Raw genomic sequence first — 16,039 nt, 5'->3', positions numbered from 1 at the left:
GATGGCAGTCAAAGTAAAAAAAGAAGAAAAAGTTGACAAACAGCCTGAGCAGATGGTTTATTGTGGCCCCAATATACCAGGATTAACACAATTTACTATACTTATAGGCCTACCCAATTACATTAAAATTCAGATCGATATGTGTGAAAGCATAGGAAAATTAATTGTTCCAATAGCTCAGTTAAATGATATGCGACTAAAGTTATGTGTAAAGGGCAGCTATGAACAAAGGCTGTATCAAAAAGTAAAAGAATATTCACAGGGAGGTAATAAGTAATGTACAAACATGGAGTATACACGAGTGAGATTCCAACAAGTATAGTTCCACCAGTAGAAGCTTTAGTTGGATTACCTGTAGTAATAGGTATAGCTCCTATTAATTTAGCTAGTGATCCCAAAACAAATGAGCCAGTTCTTTGTTATACCTATGCAGAAGCAGTTCAGTATTTAGGGTATATTAATGATTTTGAAAATTACACATTGTGTGAGTTTATGAAATCACACTTTACCCTATTCAGTGTGGCACCTGTTGTGTTTATTAATGTACTTGATAAAACAAAACATAAGGCAGCCGTAGCTGAAGCAGCCATTAGCATCGTAAATAATGAAGCAATCATTAAAGTACAGGGTGTTATTTTAGATACTCTAGTAGTTAAAAACGCATCTAGTGAAGTTGTTCCAGATATAGATTATGATGCAGGCTTCAATGATGCAGGGGAGTGTGTAATTACCATCTTAAATAAGTCTATATCTGGTGAAATCAAAGTATCATATGACAAAATAGATCCATCACTTGTCACAAGTGCTGATGTAATAGGTGGAGTAAGTAGTGAAGGTATTTCAACGGGGCTAGAGCTTATAAATCAAGTATTACCTAAATTCGGGATTGTTCCAGGTCAGCTAGTAGCTCCTAAGTATAGTTGTGATCCAAGTGTTGCTGCAGTAATGTCAAGTAAAGCTGGGAACATAAACGGATTTTTCAAATGCATTTCCTTAGTGGATATACCAGTATCTGAAGCAGGGAAGTATTCAGATGTTGTAGAATGGAAGAATTCCAATAATTATATTTATGAAAATCAAATTGCTTTGTGGCCAAAGGTAAGACTTGGTGATGACATATATCATATGAGCACACAAGTAGCAGGATTAATTTGCAAAACAGATTCACAAAATAATGGAGTTCCATATGTATCACCATCTAATCATTCATTACAGATGAATGGGCTAGTAGGAAATAACAATGATGAAGTTGTAATTGGAATAGATCAAGCGAATTATTTGAATGGTCAGGGTGTTGTAACAGCTATTAATTTTAGTGGAGGATGGAAGTTATGGGGAAATAGAACAGCTTGTTATCCTTCAGTAACTGATCCCAAAGACAGTTTTATTCCAGTAAAGAGAATGTTTTATTACATAGCTCAAACTATTATTCAAAGCTTTTGGCAAAAGGTTGATGCTCCTATAACAGTAAGGTTGATTGATACAATTGTAGATAGCTTAAATATTTGGCTAAATGGAATGACCTCGGCTGGTTATATATTAGGTGGTAGAGTTGTATTTTTAGAAAGTGAGAATCCATTAACTTCGATTATGGATGGTAAAATCAAGTTCCATGTGTATGTAACACCACCTAGTCCAGCCAGAGAAATTAGCTTCGACTTAGAATATGATGTGGACTACTTAAAAACATTATTTAGTTAGGAGGATGAAAGATGAATATACCAGATAAGCTTATTGCATATAGGGCCTATAAAGATGGTAAGGACATGATCGGCATTGCAGATGTAGAGTTGCCAGAAATAGAATCTATGACAGAGTCTATTAAAGGAGCAGGTATTGCAGGAGAAGTGGAGCTTCCAACTTTAGGGCATATTGGAGCTATGAGTATGACTATTAATTGGAGAACCATTACAGGTGATTTACTTGCTTTATCTGCTCCAGTAACTCATGCGCTTGACTTTAGAGCATCGCAGCAGGTGTATGATAGTGCAAGTGGTAAACTAAAAACTTCATCTGTAAAGCATGTGGTAAGGGCAATACCTAAGAAAATCACTCCAGGTAAAATGGAGACAGGTGCAAGTACAGAAAGTGGAAATGAGTTCAGTGTTTTATATTATAAGATGCTGGTTGATGGGAAAGTGGCAGCAGAAATTGATCCATTAAACTATATCTATATTATAGATGGAGTCGATTATTTAGCGGATGTTAGAAAGGACTTAGGCTTAGCATAAGCTTAGGTCTTTTTACTTTATAAAAGAGAGGAAAATAGAAAATGATTATTACATTAAAAAAATCTATTAAATATGATGGACAAGAAGTGAAGGAGTTAGAGTTAGACTTAGAAGCGTTAACAGCTCAAGATCTACTAGATGCAGAAGCAGAATTAGCAGCAGAAAGGAAAACACCACCTATCAAAGAATTTGATAAGTCTTATTTAGCAATCGTGGGAGCAAAAGCAGCAAAGGTTCCAACAGATATGGTTAAGCTTTTAGGTGCGAAAGATTTTACAAATCTTACTATGCAGGTACAGAATTTTTTAATAGCAGAGGCGTAACTCGTGATACGCCATTTAGAGAAATTTCTATACGTCTAGCCATGGCTACATTTAGCCCAGCAGTTACATTCTTAAAGATGACGCTTGATGAGATGGATAGTTGGATTGAAGCCGCAAGTAAGGTAGGTGCAAGGAATGGCCGATAAAGGAAGAAACTATAGTATAGCATTTGCAATAGCAGCTAAATTAGCTTCTAATTTTGGTAATACATTTGGTAATGCAACAAAAGCTGTAAATGGACTAGCAAATTCTATGTTAGCAGTAGCTGGGATAGATATGAGTTTAGATGGATTCCAAGATATAGTAGGTAAGTATGCCGAATTTGAACAGGCAATGGCAAATCTTCGGACACAAAGTGGAATGACAGAAAAAGAATTGTCTAGCGTAAGTGACAGCGCAAAGAATTTATTTGCTAATAATTATGGAACTGATATAAATGATATTGCACAATCAATGGCCAATATTAAGCAGCAGACAAAGTTAACAGGTAAGGAACTAGAGGATTTCACGAAGAATTCTATTGTATTTAGAGACACCTTTGAGTTTGCGACAGAAGAAAGTACACGTGCTGTTAATCAAATGGTGAAAGCTTTAGGAACATCAAGTGAAGAAGCCTTTAATTTACTTGCACAAGGAGCACAAAACGGGTTAAATGCTAATGGAGATTTAATGGACTGGGTAAATGAATACTCAGTCCATTTTTCACAAATGGGATTTTCAGCAGAAGAAATGTTTAATATGGTTGCTAATGGCGCTGATTCTGGTGTTTTTCAAGTTGAAAAACTAGGAGATGCAATTAAAGAGTTTGGAATTAGATCAAAAGATAGCAGTAATGGCACACTTGAAGCATTTAAAGCATTAGGGCTAAATGCAAATAAAATCACTTCAGACTTTGCAATGGGAGGACAAACAGCAAAACTAGCGTTCGAACAAGTAACTAATAAGCTATTTGCTATGTCAGATCAAGTGGCACAGGATCAAGTTGGAGTTGCGCTTTTCGGGACTATGTGGGAAGACTTAGGCAAGAATGGTATTAAGGCACTTAGCAATATAAATGGTGAGTTTGATGCTACTAAAAGTACTATGAATGAGATTGATGGTATAAAATACTCTACTTTGCAGGGGGTATGGGATGGGATTTTAAGAAAAATAGACATGATAAAGATACAATTAGGAGAGATGATAGGCCCAGAAATTAAGAGCTTTTTAGAAGTAGTATCTAACAATATTCCCATTGCCTTTGATAAAGTCTGTAGCGTGGCCACTAATTTTAAAAACATTGTAGTGAATACATTCAATAATCTTAGAGATAGAGTAATGGAAAATCAACCATTATTAGATGCCTTATCTGGGCTTGTAAATGACATAAATGATAGGTTTAACTATTTAAAACAAGCATTTACAGATGCGTTTGGAAGTCCCAAAGAAATACTTGATAATTTAAGTACAAACATTTTGCCTGCAGTAGCAGATGGGATTATGTTTGTAGTCCAAAAAGCTGTTGAGCTATATAATTTTATTAGCTCTAATTGGAATACAATAGAACCGATTGTATTAGGAATAGCAGCCGCATTTGCTACATACAAATTATCAATTATGGCGGTTCAAGCTAAAACTATTATTTGCACTAATGTTACAAAATATATGGCTTTAGCCCAGGCAAAGTTGAATGCAATTATGAATCTTAATCCATATGCTAAGGTAGCTTTGATAATAGGTGCAGTTGTTGCAGCTGGGATATATTTGTATAAAAATTGGGATACAATTAAAGCAAAGGCTATTGAGGTTTGGAATGGTATAAAAGGAGTATTTGGCGGAATTGGTGCATGGTTTCAAGAGAAGTGGAACTCAGTTTTACAAACCACTCAAAATATCTGGAACAATGTAGCTGGATTTCTTGGATCATTCCCCATAGGACAAGCACTTTTACAGAACATAACCAACATGATTGAAGCAGCGAAACAGATATTTGGTGGCATAATTGATTTTGTGAAAAATGTATTTACAGGTAACTGGCAGGGTGCATGGCAAGCGGTAATTGATATTTTTAAAGGGATGTTTGATATGCTCGTAGGTTTTGCTAAAGCTCCTATTAATGCGATTATAGGCATAATAAATACAGTAATACAATCTATTAATAAGGTAGGATTTACAATACCAGATTGGGTGCCTGTTGTTGGAGGACAAGCTTTTAAGATTAACATCCCTGAAATGCCAATGTTCTATAAAGGCTCTACAGGATTTAATACTCCAGACACATTTTTGGCTGGCGAAAGAGGCCCTGAAATTGTAACTAATGCAAAGGGGTATAGAGTATTTAACAACAGAGATACTAATGGAATGATTGGTAAAAGGTTTGGAAGTGGAATATCTGAAGCCAGTGGCCCTATGAATAATGTTGAGGTAATATTTAATCCTCAGATATCTATTTCAGGGGCATCTAATGTATCAGCGCAAGATATATTAGATGAGCTTATAAAATATGAGCCTCTACTTATTAAGAAGATAATCCAAGCTATTCAATCCAAGTCTAATAATGATAGGAGGTTAAGTTATGTCTCAAATTAATTACATAACCGTTCAAGGAGATACATGGGATTTTATTAGCTTTAAAGTTTATGACAATGAGCATTATATAGATATACTTATAAGCGCAAATCCGTCGTATATGAATATTACTATATTCCCAGCTAATATTGAGCTTGTTATTCCAGAAATTGAGCTAGAAAGAGTAGATACTTTACCTCCATGGAAGAAGGTGATTACTAAGTGAGCTATGAGAAGTTGTTTGCTAGAAGTGTTCATTTAATTGTTGAGTATCAAAGGGTAGATATTTCAAAAGACATTAGAAAGTATATTTTAGGTATGGCTTATACAGATAATGCAACTGGGGCAGCGGATGACTTAGACATTACATTAGAAGATAAGGAAGGATTATGGCATGGTTCATGGTTACCTCAAAAAGGTGATGTGATAAATGCCTCTTTTTATATTGAAAACTGGAATGGCAAGAAGGAAAAGCAATTTTTACCATGCGGAACATTTGAAATAGATGATATTTCTCTTAGTGGCCCTCCAGATACAGTTTCGATAAAAGGCCAAAGCGTACCAGTAAGTGAAGGTATTAAACGTACAGATAAAACAAAGTCTTGGAAGAAAATAAAGCTTTCAAAGATAGCCAAAGAAGTAGCTAGTAATGCAAAATTGAAGTGCTTATTTGAGAGTCAAGAAGATGCAGAGTATGACAGTATAGATCAGGTGAAGGAGCCTGATCTAATATTTTTACAAAGATTATGCAATGAGGCAGGATTGTCTCTAAAGGTAACAGCAGGTCAGGTAGTGATATTTGATGAGTATGCATATGAGTGTAAGAAACCAATTTTAACACTGACAAAAGGAGAATCTAACATTATTTCCTATGGTTTTTCAAATAAAACAAGTGATACGGGTTATAAGGCTTGTCACGTAAGATATGCCGATGCACAGACTAACAAAGTTATTGAAGCTACATTCACCGACAAAAGTAAAAAATACGGACCTATATTAGAAGTAAATGAGCAAGTAAAAACTTATGCAGAGGCAATGAAATTGGCTAAAAGTAAATTACGCGAGAAGAATAAGCAAGAGTGCACTGGTAGTTTATCTGTATTAGGAGATGTAAATCTAGTTGCAGGTGTAACAGTATTAATCAAGGGATGGTTATCGTTTGATGGTAAGTACATAGTCAATAAAGCAACTCATAATATTGTAGGTGGTTATACAACTGATATTGAAATCACAAAATGTTTGGAGGGGTATTGATGAAACAAACAAATATCTTGCGTATTGGTAAGGTATCAAGCACAAATCCAAAAGCAGCCACAGTCAAGGTTGTTTTTAGTGATATGGACAATATGGTATCTCATGATCTTCCGTTGCTCTTTCCACAAGGACTTAAAAATAAGGCCTATGCTATGCCTGATGTTGGAGAAAATGTTGTATGCCTATTTATAGAGCAAGGTGTAGGAGATGGCTTTTGTATAGGGAGTTTTTATACCTTATCTGATACACCACCAGTTACAAATCAAGACAAGGTTCATTATTCCTTTGAGGATGGCAGCCATGTAGAGTATGACAGAAGTAAGTGTAAACTTACTGTGCATGCAGTTGGAGATGTTCAGATAGAAGGAAGGAATATTACTCTGAGTGGTGGGACGATACAAATTAATGGAGATATTACATTGAATGGAAGCACAACACTATCTGGAAATGTTTCGTTAAGTGGTAGTGTAAGTTGCCCAGGATACTGCAAATGTTAGGAGGTACGAGATGATAGGTGCATTAGGTGATATTATTTTTAAGGTATCAGCACAAGATGTAAATACTTTTCAAGGACTAACAAGAAGTAGCTCAGGACGTTGGGCCTATCATGAAATCCATATGCAAAAACCAAAAAGTGAGTTTTTAGGACCTGATCTTGATACTATTTCATTCACTATGGAATTTGATATACGTTTGGGACGTAATCCACGTTATGACATGGAAAAGCTTATGATTATGACACGAGAAGGAGAGGCGTTTCCTCTTGTAATAGGTGGTGATGCTATGGGGTATTATCGTTGGACAGTGGAGTCGACAGAGCAGCAGTACATAAGTACAGATAATAAAGGTAAAATCTTAAGAGGAGCAATTGCTGTAACACTCAAGGAATACATAAAGTAGGAGGGATGATTATTGTATGAAGTAACTGGTGATATTCAAGAATTGAACATAGGAGCAACAGGCGTAGATGAAATTTTACAAAATATTAGTATGATTCTTAGAACTCCTAAGTACAGTGTTCCATTTGATAGAAATTTTGGTATAGATGCAAGTATGGTAGATCTGCCGATAGAGGTAGCAGAAAATCTCCTCACGGTGAGGATTATTGAAGCGATACAAGAATATGAGCCTAGGGCTACTGTACAAAAAGTGTCTTATACAAAGAATAATTCGACAGGAACGCTAAAACCGAAAGTGCAGGTGATTATCAATGGCATTAAGTGAGCTGAGCAATATTGATTTTTGTGATACATCTACAACTACAATAGAGGCAGATATTATCAATGTGTATGAAAGTTTATCAGGTAAGAAACTATATCCAGCAGACCCAGTAAGGCTCTTCTTGGTGAGTCTTGCACAAATCATTATTCAGCAAAGAGTTATTATAGATTTTTCAGCAAAACAAAATTTATTACGTTATGCTACAGGTGAATACTTAGATCAGGTTGTAGCTTTAGTAGGAGTAAAAAGACTTAAACCTTCTCCAGCAAGATGTACTCTTAAATTTACATTGTCAGATGCAAGACCTAGTGTTGTGTCAATACCAAAAGGTACACGTATTAAAGCAGGCGAGGTTTACTTTTTAACTATAGATTATGCTCAAGTGGCTGCAGGAGAATTACACTGTGAAGTAGGCGCAGAATGTATGAATAGTGGTACTATTGGAAATGATTTATTGCCAGGACAGATAAGTGAATTGGTAGATGTATTTCCCTACTTTGGAAGTGTAACAAATATAACTACATCATCAGGTGGAACAGAAGAAGAGTCGGACGATGCGTTAAGAGAAAGAGCTTTTAGTGCACCAGCTAGTTATAGCACTGCAGGCAGTGATGAGGCATATGCTTTCTGGGCAAAGTCTGTTTCACCAGAAGTATCAGATGTTAATGTAATATCAGATGTGGCAGGAGAGGTTCAAATTATACCAATAGGTAGCAATGGTTCTTTGTTATCTCAAGAGCTCTTGAATGAAATATTAGAATCATGCAGTGCTAAAAATGTTAAACCTCTAACTGATAAAGTAAGTGTGGTACAACCTGAAGAAGTCGAATATAACATTGAGGCAACATATTACATATCTAAGGATAATGTAACAATGTCCACATCTATTGAACAGTTAGTAGATTTGGCTATACAAGATTATATAGCATGGCAACATAGTAAGCTGGGTCGTGATATTAATCCATCAGAACTTATGTACCACATGATGAAATCAGGGATCAAAAGATTGGAAGTAACAAGCCCTACTTTTCAAGCTCTAACAAGTAGACAAGTTGCAAAACTGGGGACAGTTCAACTGGTATATGGAGGCCTAGAAGATGAATAACATTAACCAAACCTCTATTATGGATTTATTACCACCTAGTATAGCAAGCGATTCAAAGATTATTAATGCAGCTAAAGCTTTAGATAAAGAAATAGCAAAGGTTAATGAGTTGATGGAAAAGACAATCATACTGCCTTATATAGATAAGTTAGGCTTGGAATTAGTGGATATACTTGCGGAACAGTTTAAGGCACCATTTTATGATAGTTCTTTATCTATAGAAAAGAAGAGGGAATTAGTAAAAAAATCTATTGCATGGCACAACAGGAAAGGTACTGTTGGTGCACTAGAAGAAGTAGTAACGACTATCTTTGGCGAGAGTGAAGTAAGTGAGTGGTATGAATATGGGGGAGAGCCACATCATTTTAGAATAACCACTACTAATTTAGAAGTTGATAATGAACTTATACAACAATTTAAAGAAACCGCGGAGCATATTAAAAGAAAAAGCTCAAAGCTAGATGAGGTAATTGTAAATATAGCAAGTCAACTTGATATATTTACAGGATTTGCAATACATCAAGTTGACAAAATAATAGTACGTCAGGAGGGGTAAGGTGAGTATTTCAAATGTATTTTTAACTAATCAAGGAAGGATATTACAAGCAAAATGCATGTTAGGTAAAACTATTACTTTCACAAAAATTATATTAGGAGATGGAGAACTTCAAGGTAAGATAGTACAGGAATTAACAGCTGTTATTTCTCCTAAAATGAATGTTCCAATCACTAAGTTTCTTAAATTAGATGATGGGAAAGTAAAGATAGGTGGCAAGTTTAACAATACTGGACTAAATACAGGATTTTACTATAGAGAGTTAGGATTAATAGCGACAGATCCAGATACAAATAACGAGGTATTATATTGTTATGGAAATGCTGGAGTATTAGCAGAATATATTTCTGGGCAAGGCAGTGAGATTATAGAAAAGCAAATAGATATAATTGCACTAGTTGGAAACAAAGCAGATGTAACAGCTACTATAGAAGATAGCTTATTAGGTGTTTCGCCTGAAGATTTAGAAGCACACAATGAAAGTGAAACAGCACATCCTGCAATTAGAGCGTTAGTACAAAACTTATTTAGCGGTTTGAAACTTACATGGGATAATATTACAGGGAAGCCTAATACATTTCCACCACCAGTAGCCAGTTCTACAGTTTTAGGAGGAGTAAAGCAAGGTAATAATATTACTATTGAAGCTGATGGGACTATAAGTGGTGCCGCACCATATACCCATCCAAGTACCCATCCGGCAAGCATGATTACTGGGTTACCTACATCATTGCCTGCAAACGGTGGGAATGCAGATACTGTAGATGGTACGCATGCATGGTATATGCAAACATTAAGTGCATCTGGCACAACACACGGTGCTTCTGAGTGGTTAGCAAAAATACAACATAACGTAGATAGTGACAGTTATTTTAAGCTTGTTTGTGGAGATGGTGGTATTGGTGTTAAGGTTGATAATACTAATCTTGTTAAGGGAAGAGATTTAAGTGCAGAACTTGATAGTTTAAAATCTACTGTCGTTAGTGGGAAACAAAGTGTTGCCAACGCCATTAACGGCAAATTAGGTACAGCGTTGAGCAACCAAACTCCATTTGATGATATGGCATATTATATAGCAAATGGTCTCATTTCTTCACCTACTTCTGCTACTTGTGGAAGTTTTACTCTAACATTTGGTAATAACTTTTCAACTAGAAGTTGTTATATTGTTAGGTCTTCGTACAAGGTTTATTGCTATAGCCTCTATGGTGTTGCTGTTTCTTATCAAGTATATAAGAAACCAAGTGGTGGTAGCCTTAGTTTGCTATATTCAGGAACCATTTCAACAGCTTCTCCTAGCTATACCCAATTAACAGATGGAGATAATACTGCTGTTTACTTCATATTCTTTGGAACAAGTGGGGTTACTCTTCACGCAACCAACACTAATGGTAGCGGAAATGCTACTTTTGATTACTGTATATAGTGTATAGTTTTATAAATATGAAAGGAGTTATTCATAATGGAAAGATTATTGATATGTAAAGATGTAGAACAAAACACAATTTTAATTCAGCAACAACTAGATGAGACAGAGAATATAACCTATAGTATTATAGATAATCCACCAGTAATAGAGCTGGTAGAAGGAAAGATAGGAAAATATTCACTAGATACGGAGGGAAATATTATCGTTGTTTACGAGGATGTTCCTAAATCAGAAGTTGAGTTACTTAAAGAGGATAATGAGGCACTTAAGCAAGCGGTAACAGAGCTATCAATGATTGTATCTACACTCATGTCATAGGTATGATAAAAATTATTTAGTGAGGAGTGATTCTGATGAAATTCACAAGAGATTCAGGATTAGTAAAAGTATGGGTAGGAAATGTTCAGGCAAGTTTTTATACTAAAGAACAGGTTCCTAAGATTTTTAACCTGCAAGAAGTAGTTTGGGAAGTATTAGAAGAAAGCACAAAATAATTTAATAGATAGACATAAGAGAAGCAGCTTAATTGGCTGTATTTTTTATGCCTTTTTCCTAAGGAGGGAATATGAACGATATAAAAGCAACTTTAACAGGTATTGTGACAGCTATTTATATTTGGGTTAGCGCTTATTTTGGGGTGTTTACTCCACTTCTAGTGTTAACGCTAGTAGCTATGTTCTGTGATCTAGTAACTAGAATCTATGCAGCTGGCTCTAGCGACACAGAAAAGGTAGAAAGTAAGAAAGTAATGCTAGGTATATATCGAAAACTAGGCATGTGTATGCTTATTTTTTTAACCCTTATATTAGACTCGGGGTTAACCCTTATAGCACAAACCCTAGGTATAAATGTAGCTACTAAGATTATATTTACAGCCTTTACGCTAGCATGGATTTTTGTTAGGGAGTTGATTAGTAACCTAGAGAATTTAGCTTTAGCAGGTATAGACTTGCCTAAGTTTATTGTTAAGGCCCTTAACATAGCTAGGGACAAGATAGATAGTGCTGCAGATTTAAACGTACAAGGAGGTAATAAAGATGGAGATACAACAAAAACTATTAACCATTAATAAGTACAGTAGGCCTGGATCTAAAATAGGTCATATTAAAAAGATAACAGTACATTGGGTTGGGAATGCAGGTAGCTCAGCTATTGCTAATCGTAACTACTTTGAAGGGCTTAAAGAAGGGAAGAAGAATGCGTATGGCAATTATATATATGCTAGCTCACATTACATTGTAGGTCTACAAGGGGAGGTTGTCCTGTGTATTCCGGAAGATGAACTAGCATACCATGGCAATAGCCATAATAATATGGCAATAGGAATAGAAACGTGTCATCCCGATTGGGGTGGTAAGTTCTCAGAATTGACGTATAAGAGCCTTGTTGAGTTAGTGGCAGAATTATGCACTAGATATAAATTAAGTCCTCTAGTAGATGTAGAGAGACATTACGATATAACTAAAAAGGATTGTCCTCACTACTATGTAGTTAATGAGCAAGCGTGGAGAGCCTTTTTGGTAGATGTAAAAAATAAAATAGAAGAAGGTGATGAAATGCTAATTAAAGAAAAGCTTAATGTGAACGGTAAAGAAATAGAGGTGGATAGCATTACAAAAGATGGGGTTACTTATATACCAATGCGCCAGCTGGCTAATATGCTAGGGGCAGAAGTAACATACGATAATGCAACTAAAAGGAAAGGGTTAGTGGTACCGGCTAGGGCTTAGGCTCTAGCTTCTTTTTTTATGCCTAAAACGTAGATTTGTTTTACGATCACAAGCAAGCAATTGCGAATTTGCTAATAGTAAAATGTTGCATTTTTAGTACTAGTAATATAGTGGCTAGCATAAAATAGTAACACAGCTATCATATATGCAAAAAAGTTGACAATTGTAGAAAAAAATAATATAGTATTAATAAAATGTTCTAAAAATACAAATAATATTACTGGATATTTATACAACTAAGAAAATTATTAAGGGCTTGCTATAAAGAAATAAATCTGTGGCTAAGCTTATTTTTTATGGAGAATTTACATATGATTAAAGATTTTAGTTGTTGGATAGAATATAAAGGATTCTCAGAAGGTAGTGGTAGAAGTGAGAAGGTCTGGTTAACCAATTCTGATAATACAGAAACAGTCTTATTTAAATTCAATAAAGCAGAGACTACTACAGAACACATATCAGAAGCCATAGCATCTGATATCGCTAGCGTTTTAGGTATAAGTAGTGCTAAGGTGGAAATTGGAAGTTATAACAAAAGAATAGGGTGTGCCAGTTATCTAATAAATGAAAACGGTGAGGATTTAATAGAAGGGGTAAGATTAATAAATAAGTTTTATCCATATTATGATCAGGAAATTCTTTACGACAGTGAAAATGAAATGTATTATTCTTTAGAAATGATACTAGAAGCTCTTAGTTTGTATGAATTTAAAAATGAGTTTTTTAAAATAATGATTTTTGATTTTATAATTGGTAATACAGACAGACATCAAAATAACTGGGCTATACTAAGTAAAAATGGCATAAATAGACTCTGCCCAGTATATGATAATGGTTCATCATTATGTAGTTATATAAAGGATGATGATGTAAACAACTATTTAGGAAAAGACAGGGTTAGATTTAGAGCACTAGTAAATAGTAAATCTAAATCTAGAATAAAGATAGATTGTAAGAAATCAAAAGAGCCTACTCATCTAGAGGTATTTAGCTATATATATAGTAAGTTTCATGATGAAGTACATGAATTTGTAGATAAAACTATAGAAATACTAACTAATAGTAAGATTGATGAAATATTAAACCGATATAATAATAGTGAATTAGTTTCAGATAAAAAAAGGCTATTAATTTCATTGTTTCTTAAGCATAAAATTAATTTATTAAAATATGAAGTAGATTCGTGGAAGGAGGAATAACATGTCAATTAAAGATGGAAAAGACTATATTTTACTAGTGTGGAAAGCTCCAGAGACAAGAAAGCGTCATGTAGTAGGCCAGCTATCTAAGAATGGACAATATGAGTTTTCATATTTGCCAAGTGTTGATGAAGCTATTAAGGAAGGATTTGAACTAGTAATACCATTTAACGATACAAAAATCACCTACAAAAGTGACAAGTTATTTCCGACTTTTTCAAGTAGATTACCAGATAGAAAAAGAAGAGGAATTGAAGAAATCTTAAAGAAATATGATATGATGGAATTTGACGAATATAAGTTGTTAAAAAGAAGTGGCGCTAGATTGCCAATTGATAGTTTGGAATTTGTAGACCCTATTCCGGAAGAAGGTAATGTAAGTAGAAGGTTCTATATTGCAGGACCACGATACTATATTGGGTGTCAGGGAACTGCTTGTGATCAGAGCATTAATTTAGAAGTTAATGAGGAATTAAAAATAGTTCCACACCCAGAAAATGAGTATGACCCGAATGCACTTAAAATAGTTAATAAAATGTATGAACTGCTAGGATATATTCCTAGACATTTTAGTGAAGCTATATGTAAAAGACTTAATAGTGGATATAAGTATAAATGTGAAGTAATAGAAATAAATAAAAAAGCTAATTGTAATGAATGCATAGAAGTAATCTTAGATATTTTTAAATAAAAGAATAGTTTTAGATAGGATCAGGTGTAATCTTGGTCCTATTTTTATATAATAGAGAAAATAGATACTTAGTGTAATTAGTGAAAGGGTGTTAATAATGATAAAACAATCGCTAAAGTTTGCTATTTGGCCAAGTCTTGGGGTAATGGTGGGTGGCGTAATCATACCTAGATTTACACGTCCTCAGTTATATGAAACATATCCCACTATATTTGTTCAAGCTATTATCTACCTCGTGGTTGGATATATTGCATGTTTTTTAACTTATCTATTTTGTGAATGGATTAAATTAAAAGTCAGAAACAAATAGTCATATCATAACCTATAAAAAGATAGTTTTAGAGAGGGTCAGGTGAAAATGCCTGATCCTATTTTGTTTCATAAAATTACAAAATACTCTTTACAAAATCGAACATTTGTTCTATAATGAGCATGTATTCAAGCAAATATCCCCCCAAGGAATTTATCTATTGCCTTCCCCAGGCAATAGACCTAGGAGTCTATTTTTCTTTAGATCATGGTAACATGGTCTATTTTTTGTAAAAAAAGATAGTCGTAGAGATGGAGTAATCGATCTCATTTTGTACAAGAAAAAAAGTAGCTATTTAGCTACCTTTTCTTGAAAACTATGCAGATTACTACAGAACATACTGCCCAATAAGTTTGTTAAACGATCTAATATCAAAATTACCTTTAATCTCAAATCTTACATTGCCTAGTCCACTAAAACATAAATCTATTTCACAATCTAAGTCTAATAAACCAGCTGTTTCGACAGAGAATGCTTGCACCTTGCTATAAGGCAAAGAAGTAAAATCTTTTTTTGATCCTGTAATACCTTGTACATTAACAGCAATTACGCGCTTGTTTGTAAAGACAACCGTATCTCGTACGGTTTTAAATGCTGCAAAGATTTCTTCACTGTCTATAAGCATAGGTTGTACTAAACTTAGGCCTTCATTTGGATTAACTGGCTTAAGTTTAAGGAAGCTTGAGTTTTTAAAGTCAATCATTATAAAATCCTCCTTGTTTTTAATATAGTATATGATAACTATCTAATAAATCAGAATATAAATTTATCTGTATGTCTATAGTATGTGACCATCTTTTAATTTATAAAATAATTTAAATGATAATATTAGCTTTTTTGAAATAATACGCTTTATTGTAGACTCACTTATTCCTAATAATATCCCAAGCTGTTTATAGCTTAATTTATTTTTATTCTTGTATACTAATATTTTTTTCACATAGGCTCCTTCTTTTACTGTACCATAATACTCATGAAAATATTCAGCTTGTACATTAAAAAGCATGCACATTTTTTCTATATTATATATCTTAGGTGGAACATTGTTCTTTTCCCAACCTTCTACGGTATCAATATGGCAGTCAACAAGCTTAGATAGGTCGTTACGTTCTAAGTGATGGATAGCTCTTTGTTTGCGTATTTTTTCGCCTATAGTGGTTTCAGGCATATTCTTGTACAGCTCATTATATATATTATAATGAAGCTTCTCAAAAATCGTACTTTCATTCAGTGAGCTGGAGCTGATTTTGCAGCTTCTCCTGATAGAGTTTTAATCCATGCATTAGATCCAGTTTTTATAGTAGAGAAAATAGCCGAATGTCCTTTCTATAAAGTACTTCCTATTGAAGAAGCACTTGAAAATACGATTACTCAGTTTAATGGTCTAGGAGGATATGAAATATTAGGCAAGTGTAGGAGAGGTGGTCCAGTAGTCACAGATAA

The 16,039-nt window shown here is 34.4% G+C and carries 21 protein-coding genes and 1 pseudogene; 20 read left to right on the top strand and 2 right to left on the bottom strand.

Going from position 1 to position 16,039, the window contains the following annotated elements; genetic code table 11:
* Nucleotide 1 precedes the first annotated feature (1 nt).
* From EKH84_RS01965 to EKH84_RS01880, 19 genes are all read left to right on the top strand, one after another.
* Complete coding sequence (locus EKH84_RS01965; RefSeq protein ID WP_127064929.1) at nt 2-277, top strand: hypothetical protein; 276 nt, start codon at nt 2-4, stop codon at nt 275-277.
* Nucleotides 277-1,701, top strand: coding sequence for a phage tail sheath family protein (locus EKH84_RS01960; RefSeq protein ID WP_127064928.1), 1,425 nt, complete (start codon nt 277-279; stop codon nt 1,699-1,701). Before EKH84_RS01965 ends, EKH84_RS01960 begins: the two co-directional genes overlap by 1 nt.
* 11 nt (nt 1,702-1,712) lie before the next feature.
* On the top strand, nt 1,713-2,231 hold the full coding sequence (locus EKH84_RS01955; RefSeq protein ID WP_127064927.1) for a phage major tail tube protein: 519 nt from the start codon (nt 1,713-1,715) through the stop codon (nt 2,229-2,231).
* A 41-nt stretch (nt 2,232-2,272) separates the two neighbouring features.
* Nucleotides 2,273-2,554 (top strand): phage tail assembly protein, encoded by a 282-nt coding sequence (locus EKH84_RS01950; protein WP_127064926.1) that lies wholly within the window; start codon nt 2,273-2,275, stop codon nt 2,552-2,554.
* Between the two features lie 135 nt (nt 2,555-2,689).
* On the top strand, nt 2,690-5,122 hold the full coding sequence (locus tag EKH84_RS01945; protein WP_127064925.1) for a phage tail tape measure protein: 2,433 nt from the start codon (nt 2,690-2,692) through the stop codon (nt 5,120-5,122).
* The gene (locus tag EKH84_RS01940; RefSeq protein ID WP_127064924.1) at nt 5,109-5,327 is read left to right on the top strand and encodes a tail protein X; all 219 of its coding nucleotides are present in this window, start codon (nt 5,109-5,111) and stop codon (nt 5,325-5,327) included. Before EKH84_RS01945 ends, EKH84_RS01940 begins: the two co-directional genes overlap by 14 nt.
* A complete protein-coding gene (locus EKH84_RS01935; protein ID WP_127064923.1) occupies nt 5,324-6,355 on the top strand; it encodes a phage late control D family protein in 1,032 nt (343 codons plus the stop codon). Before EKH84_RS01940 ends, EKH84_RS01935 begins: the two co-directional genes overlap by 4 nt.
* The gene (locus tag EKH84_RS01930; RefSeq protein WP_190283455.1) at nt 6,355-6,852 is read left to right on the top strand and encodes a phage baseplate assembly protein V; all 498 of its coding nucleotides are present in this window, start codon (nt 6,355-6,357) and stop codon (nt 6,850-6,852) included. The genes EKH84_RS01935 and EKH84_RS01930 overlap by 1 nt, the downstream gene beginning before the upstream one ends.
* Before the next feature lie 10 nt (nt 6,853-6,862).
* The gene (locus EKH84_RS01925) at nt 6,863-7,255 is read left to right on the top strand and encodes a phage tail protein (RefSeq protein ID WP_127064921.1); all 393 of its coding nucleotides are present in this window, start codon (nt 6,863-6,865) and stop codon (nt 7,253-7,255) included.
* Between the two features lie 12 nt (nt 7,256-7,267).
* The gene (locus EKH84_RS01920; RefSeq protein ID WP_127064920.1) at nt 7,268-7,579 is read left to right on the top strand and encodes a GPW/gp25 family protein; all 312 of its coding nucleotides are present in this window, start codon (nt 7,268-7,270) and stop codon (nt 7,577-7,579) included.
* The gene (locus EKH84_RS01915; RefSeq protein ID WP_127064919.1) at nt 7,566-8,681 is read left to right on the top strand and encodes a baseplate assembly protein; all 1,116 of its coding nucleotides are present in this window, start codon (nt 7,566-7,568) and stop codon (nt 8,679-8,681) included. The genes EKH84_RS01920 and EKH84_RS01915 overlap by 14 nt, the downstream gene beginning before the upstream one ends.
* Nucleotides 8,674-9,237 carry a phage tail protein I gene (locus tag EKH84_RS01910; protein ID WP_127064918.1) on the top strand — a complete coding sequence of 188 codons (564 nt, stop codon included), beginning with the start codon at nt 8,674-8,676 and terminating at the stop codon, nt 9,235-9,237. The genes EKH84_RS01915 and EKH84_RS01910 overlap by 8 nt, the downstream gene beginning before the upstream one ends.
* 1 nt (nt 9,238) lies before the next feature.
* The gene (locus tag EKH84_RS01905) at nt 9,239-10,663 is read left to right on the top strand and encodes a hypothetical protein (RefSeq protein WP_127064917.1); all 1,425 of its coding nucleotides are present in this window, start codon (nt 9,239-9,241) and stop codon (nt 10,661-10,663) included.
* 36 nt (nt 10,664-10,699) lie between these two features.
* Nucleotides 10,700-10,984 (top strand): hypothetical protein, encoded by a 285-nt coding sequence (locus tag EKH84_RS01900; protein WP_127064916.1) that lies wholly within the window; start codon nt 10,700-10,702, stop codon nt 10,982-10,984.
* A 35-nt stretch (nt 10,985-11,019) separates the two neighbouring features.
* A complete protein-coding gene (locus tag EKH84_RS21805; RefSeq protein WP_190283366.1) occupies nt 11,020-11,160 on the top strand; it encodes a hypothetical protein in 141 nt (46 codons plus the stop codon).
* Nucleotides 11,161-11,231: 71 nt separating this feature from the next.
* Complete coding sequence (locus EKH84_RS01895; protein ID WP_127064915.1) at nt 11,232-11,735, top strand: phage holin family protein; 504 nt, start codon at nt 11,232-11,234, stop codon at nt 11,733-11,735.
* On the top strand, nt 11,704-12,396 hold the full coding sequence (locus tag EKH84_RS01890) for an N-acetylmuramoyl-L-alanine amidase (protein ID WP_127064914.1): 693 nt from the start codon (nt 11,704-11,706) through the stop codon (nt 12,394-12,396). Before EKH84_RS01895 ends, EKH84_RS01890 begins: the two co-directional genes overlap by 32 nt.
* Nucleotides 12,397-12,707: 311 nt before the next feature.
* The gene (locus EKH84_RS01885; RefSeq protein WP_190283346.1) at nt 12,708-13,595 is read left to right on the top strand and encodes a HipA domain-containing protein; all 888 of its coding nucleotides are present in this window, start codon (nt 12,708-12,710) and stop codon (nt 13,593-13,595) included.
* A gap of 1 nt (nt 13,596) precedes the next feature.
* The gene (locus EKH84_RS01880) at nt 13,597-14,286 is read left to right on the top strand and encodes an HIRAN domain-containing protein (RefSeq protein ID WP_127064912.1); all 690 of its coding nucleotides are present in this window, start codon (nt 13,597-13,599) and stop codon (nt 14,284-14,286) included.
* A gap of 638 nt (nt 14,287-14,924) precedes the next feature.
* On the opposite strand, the gene EKH84_RS01870 is transcribed toward EKH84_RS01880, so the two are convergent.
* Together EKH84_RS01870 and EKH84_RS01865 are read right to left on the bottom strand one after the other, a co-directional pair.
* Nucleotides 14,925-15,299, bottom strand: a complete 375-nt coding sequence (locus EKH84_RS01870) for a PH domain-containing protein (RefSeq protein WP_127064910.1) — start codon at nt 15,297-15,299, stop codon at nt 14,925-14,927.
* Nucleotides 15,300-15,374: 75 nt separating this feature from the next.
* Nucleotides 15,375-15,764, bottom strand: coding sequence for a hypothetical protein (locus tag EKH84_RS01865; RefSeq protein ID WP_127064909.1), 390 nt, complete (start codon nt 15,762-15,764; stop codon nt 15,375-15,377).
* Nucleotides 15,765-15,842: 78 nt separating this feature from the next.
* On the opposite strand from EKH84_RS01865, the pseudogene EKH84_RS22805 reads away from it, so the two are divergent.
* Nucleotides 15,843-16,013, top strand: a pseudogene (locus EKH84_RS22805) (sporulation peptidase YabG); the annotation flags it as partial.
* Between the last annotated feature and the right edge of the window lie 26 nt (nt 16,014-16,039).

Origin of the sequence: Cellulosilyticum sp. WCF-2 (assembly GCF_003990395.1) — a bacterium.
GTDB classification, from domain to species: Bacteria; Bacillota; Clostridia; order Lachnospirales; family Cellulosilyticaceae; genus Cellulosilyticum; species Cellulosilyticum lentocellum.
Note: the sequence above shows the minus strand (reverse complement) of the source record. Positions and strands in the feature narration are given on the sequence as shown.

Excerpts from the sequence above, each read along its gene's own strand:
- EKH84_RS01965 (WP_127064929.1), top strand. The coding sequence starts at position 2 with ATGGCAGTCAAAGTAAAAAAAGAAGAAAAAGTTGACAAACAGCCTGAG.
- EKH84_RS01960 (WP_127064928.1), top strand. The coding sequence starts at position 277 with ATGTACAAACATGGAGTATACACGAGTGAGATTCCAACAAGTATAGTT.
- EKH84_RS01955 (WP_127064927.1), top strand. The coding sequence starts at position 1,713 with ATGAATATACCAGATAAGCTTATTGCATATAGGGCCTATAAAGATGGT.
- EKH84_RS01950 (WP_127064926.1), top strand. The coding sequence starts at position 2,273 with ATGATTATTACATTAAAAAAATCTATTAAATATGATGGACAAGAAGTG.
- EKH84_RS01945 (WP_127064925.1), top strand. The coding sequence starts at position 2,690 with ATGGCCGATAAAGGAAGAAACTATAGTATAGCATTTGCAATAGCAGCT.
- EKH84_RS01940 (WP_127064924.1), top strand. The coding sequence starts at position 5,109 with ATGTCTCAAATTAATTACATAACCGTTCAAGGAGATACATGGGATTTT.
- EKH84_RS01930 (WP_190283455.1), top strand. The coding sequence starts at position 6,355 with ATGAAACAAACAAATATCTTGCGTATTGGTAAGGTATCAAGCACAAAT.
- EKH84_RS01925 (WP_127064921.1), top strand. The coding sequence starts at position 6,863 with ATGATAGGTGCATTAGGTGATATTATTTTTAAGGTATCAGCACAAGAT.
- EKH84_RS01915 (WP_127064919.1), top strand. The coding sequence starts at position 7,566 with ATGGCATTAAGTGAGCTGAGCAATATTGATTTTTGTGATACATCTACA.
- EKH84_RS01910 (WP_127064918.1), top strand. The coding sequence starts at position 8,674 with ATGAATAACATTAACCAAACCTCTATTATGGATTTATTACCACCTAGT.
- EKH84_RS01900 (WP_127064916.1), top strand. The coding sequence starts at position 10,700 with ATGGAAAGATTATTGATATGTAAAGATGTAGAACAAAACACAATTTTA.
- EKH84_RS21805 (WP_190283366.1), top strand. The coding sequence starts at position 11,020 with ATGAAATTCACAAGAGATTCAGGATTAGTAAAAGTATGGGTAGGAAAT.
- EKH84_RS01895 (WP_127064915.1), top strand. The coding sequence starts at position 11,232 with ATGAACGATATAAAAGCAACTTTAACAGGTATTGTGACAGCTATTTAT.
- EKH84_RS01890 (WP_127064914.1), top strand. The coding sequence starts at position 11,704 with ATGGAGATACAACAAAAACTATTAACCATTAATAAGTACAGTAGGCCT.
- EKH84_RS01885 (WP_190283346.1), top strand. The coding sequence starts at position 12,708 with ATGATTAAAGATTTTAGTTGTTGGATAGAATATAAAGGATTCTCAGAA.
- EKH84_RS01880 (WP_127064912.1), top strand. The coding sequence starts at position 13,597 with ATGTCAATTAAAGATGGAAAAGACTATATTTTACTAGTGTGGAAAGCT.
- EKH84_RS01870 (WP_127064910.1), bottom strand. The coding sequence starts at position 15,299 with ATGATTGACTTTAAAAACTCAAGCTTCCTTAAACTTAAGCCAGTTAAT.
- EKH84_RS01865 (WP_127064909.1), bottom strand. The coding sequence starts at position 15,764 with ATGCCTGAAACCACTATAGGCGAAAAAATACGCAAACAAAGAGCTATC.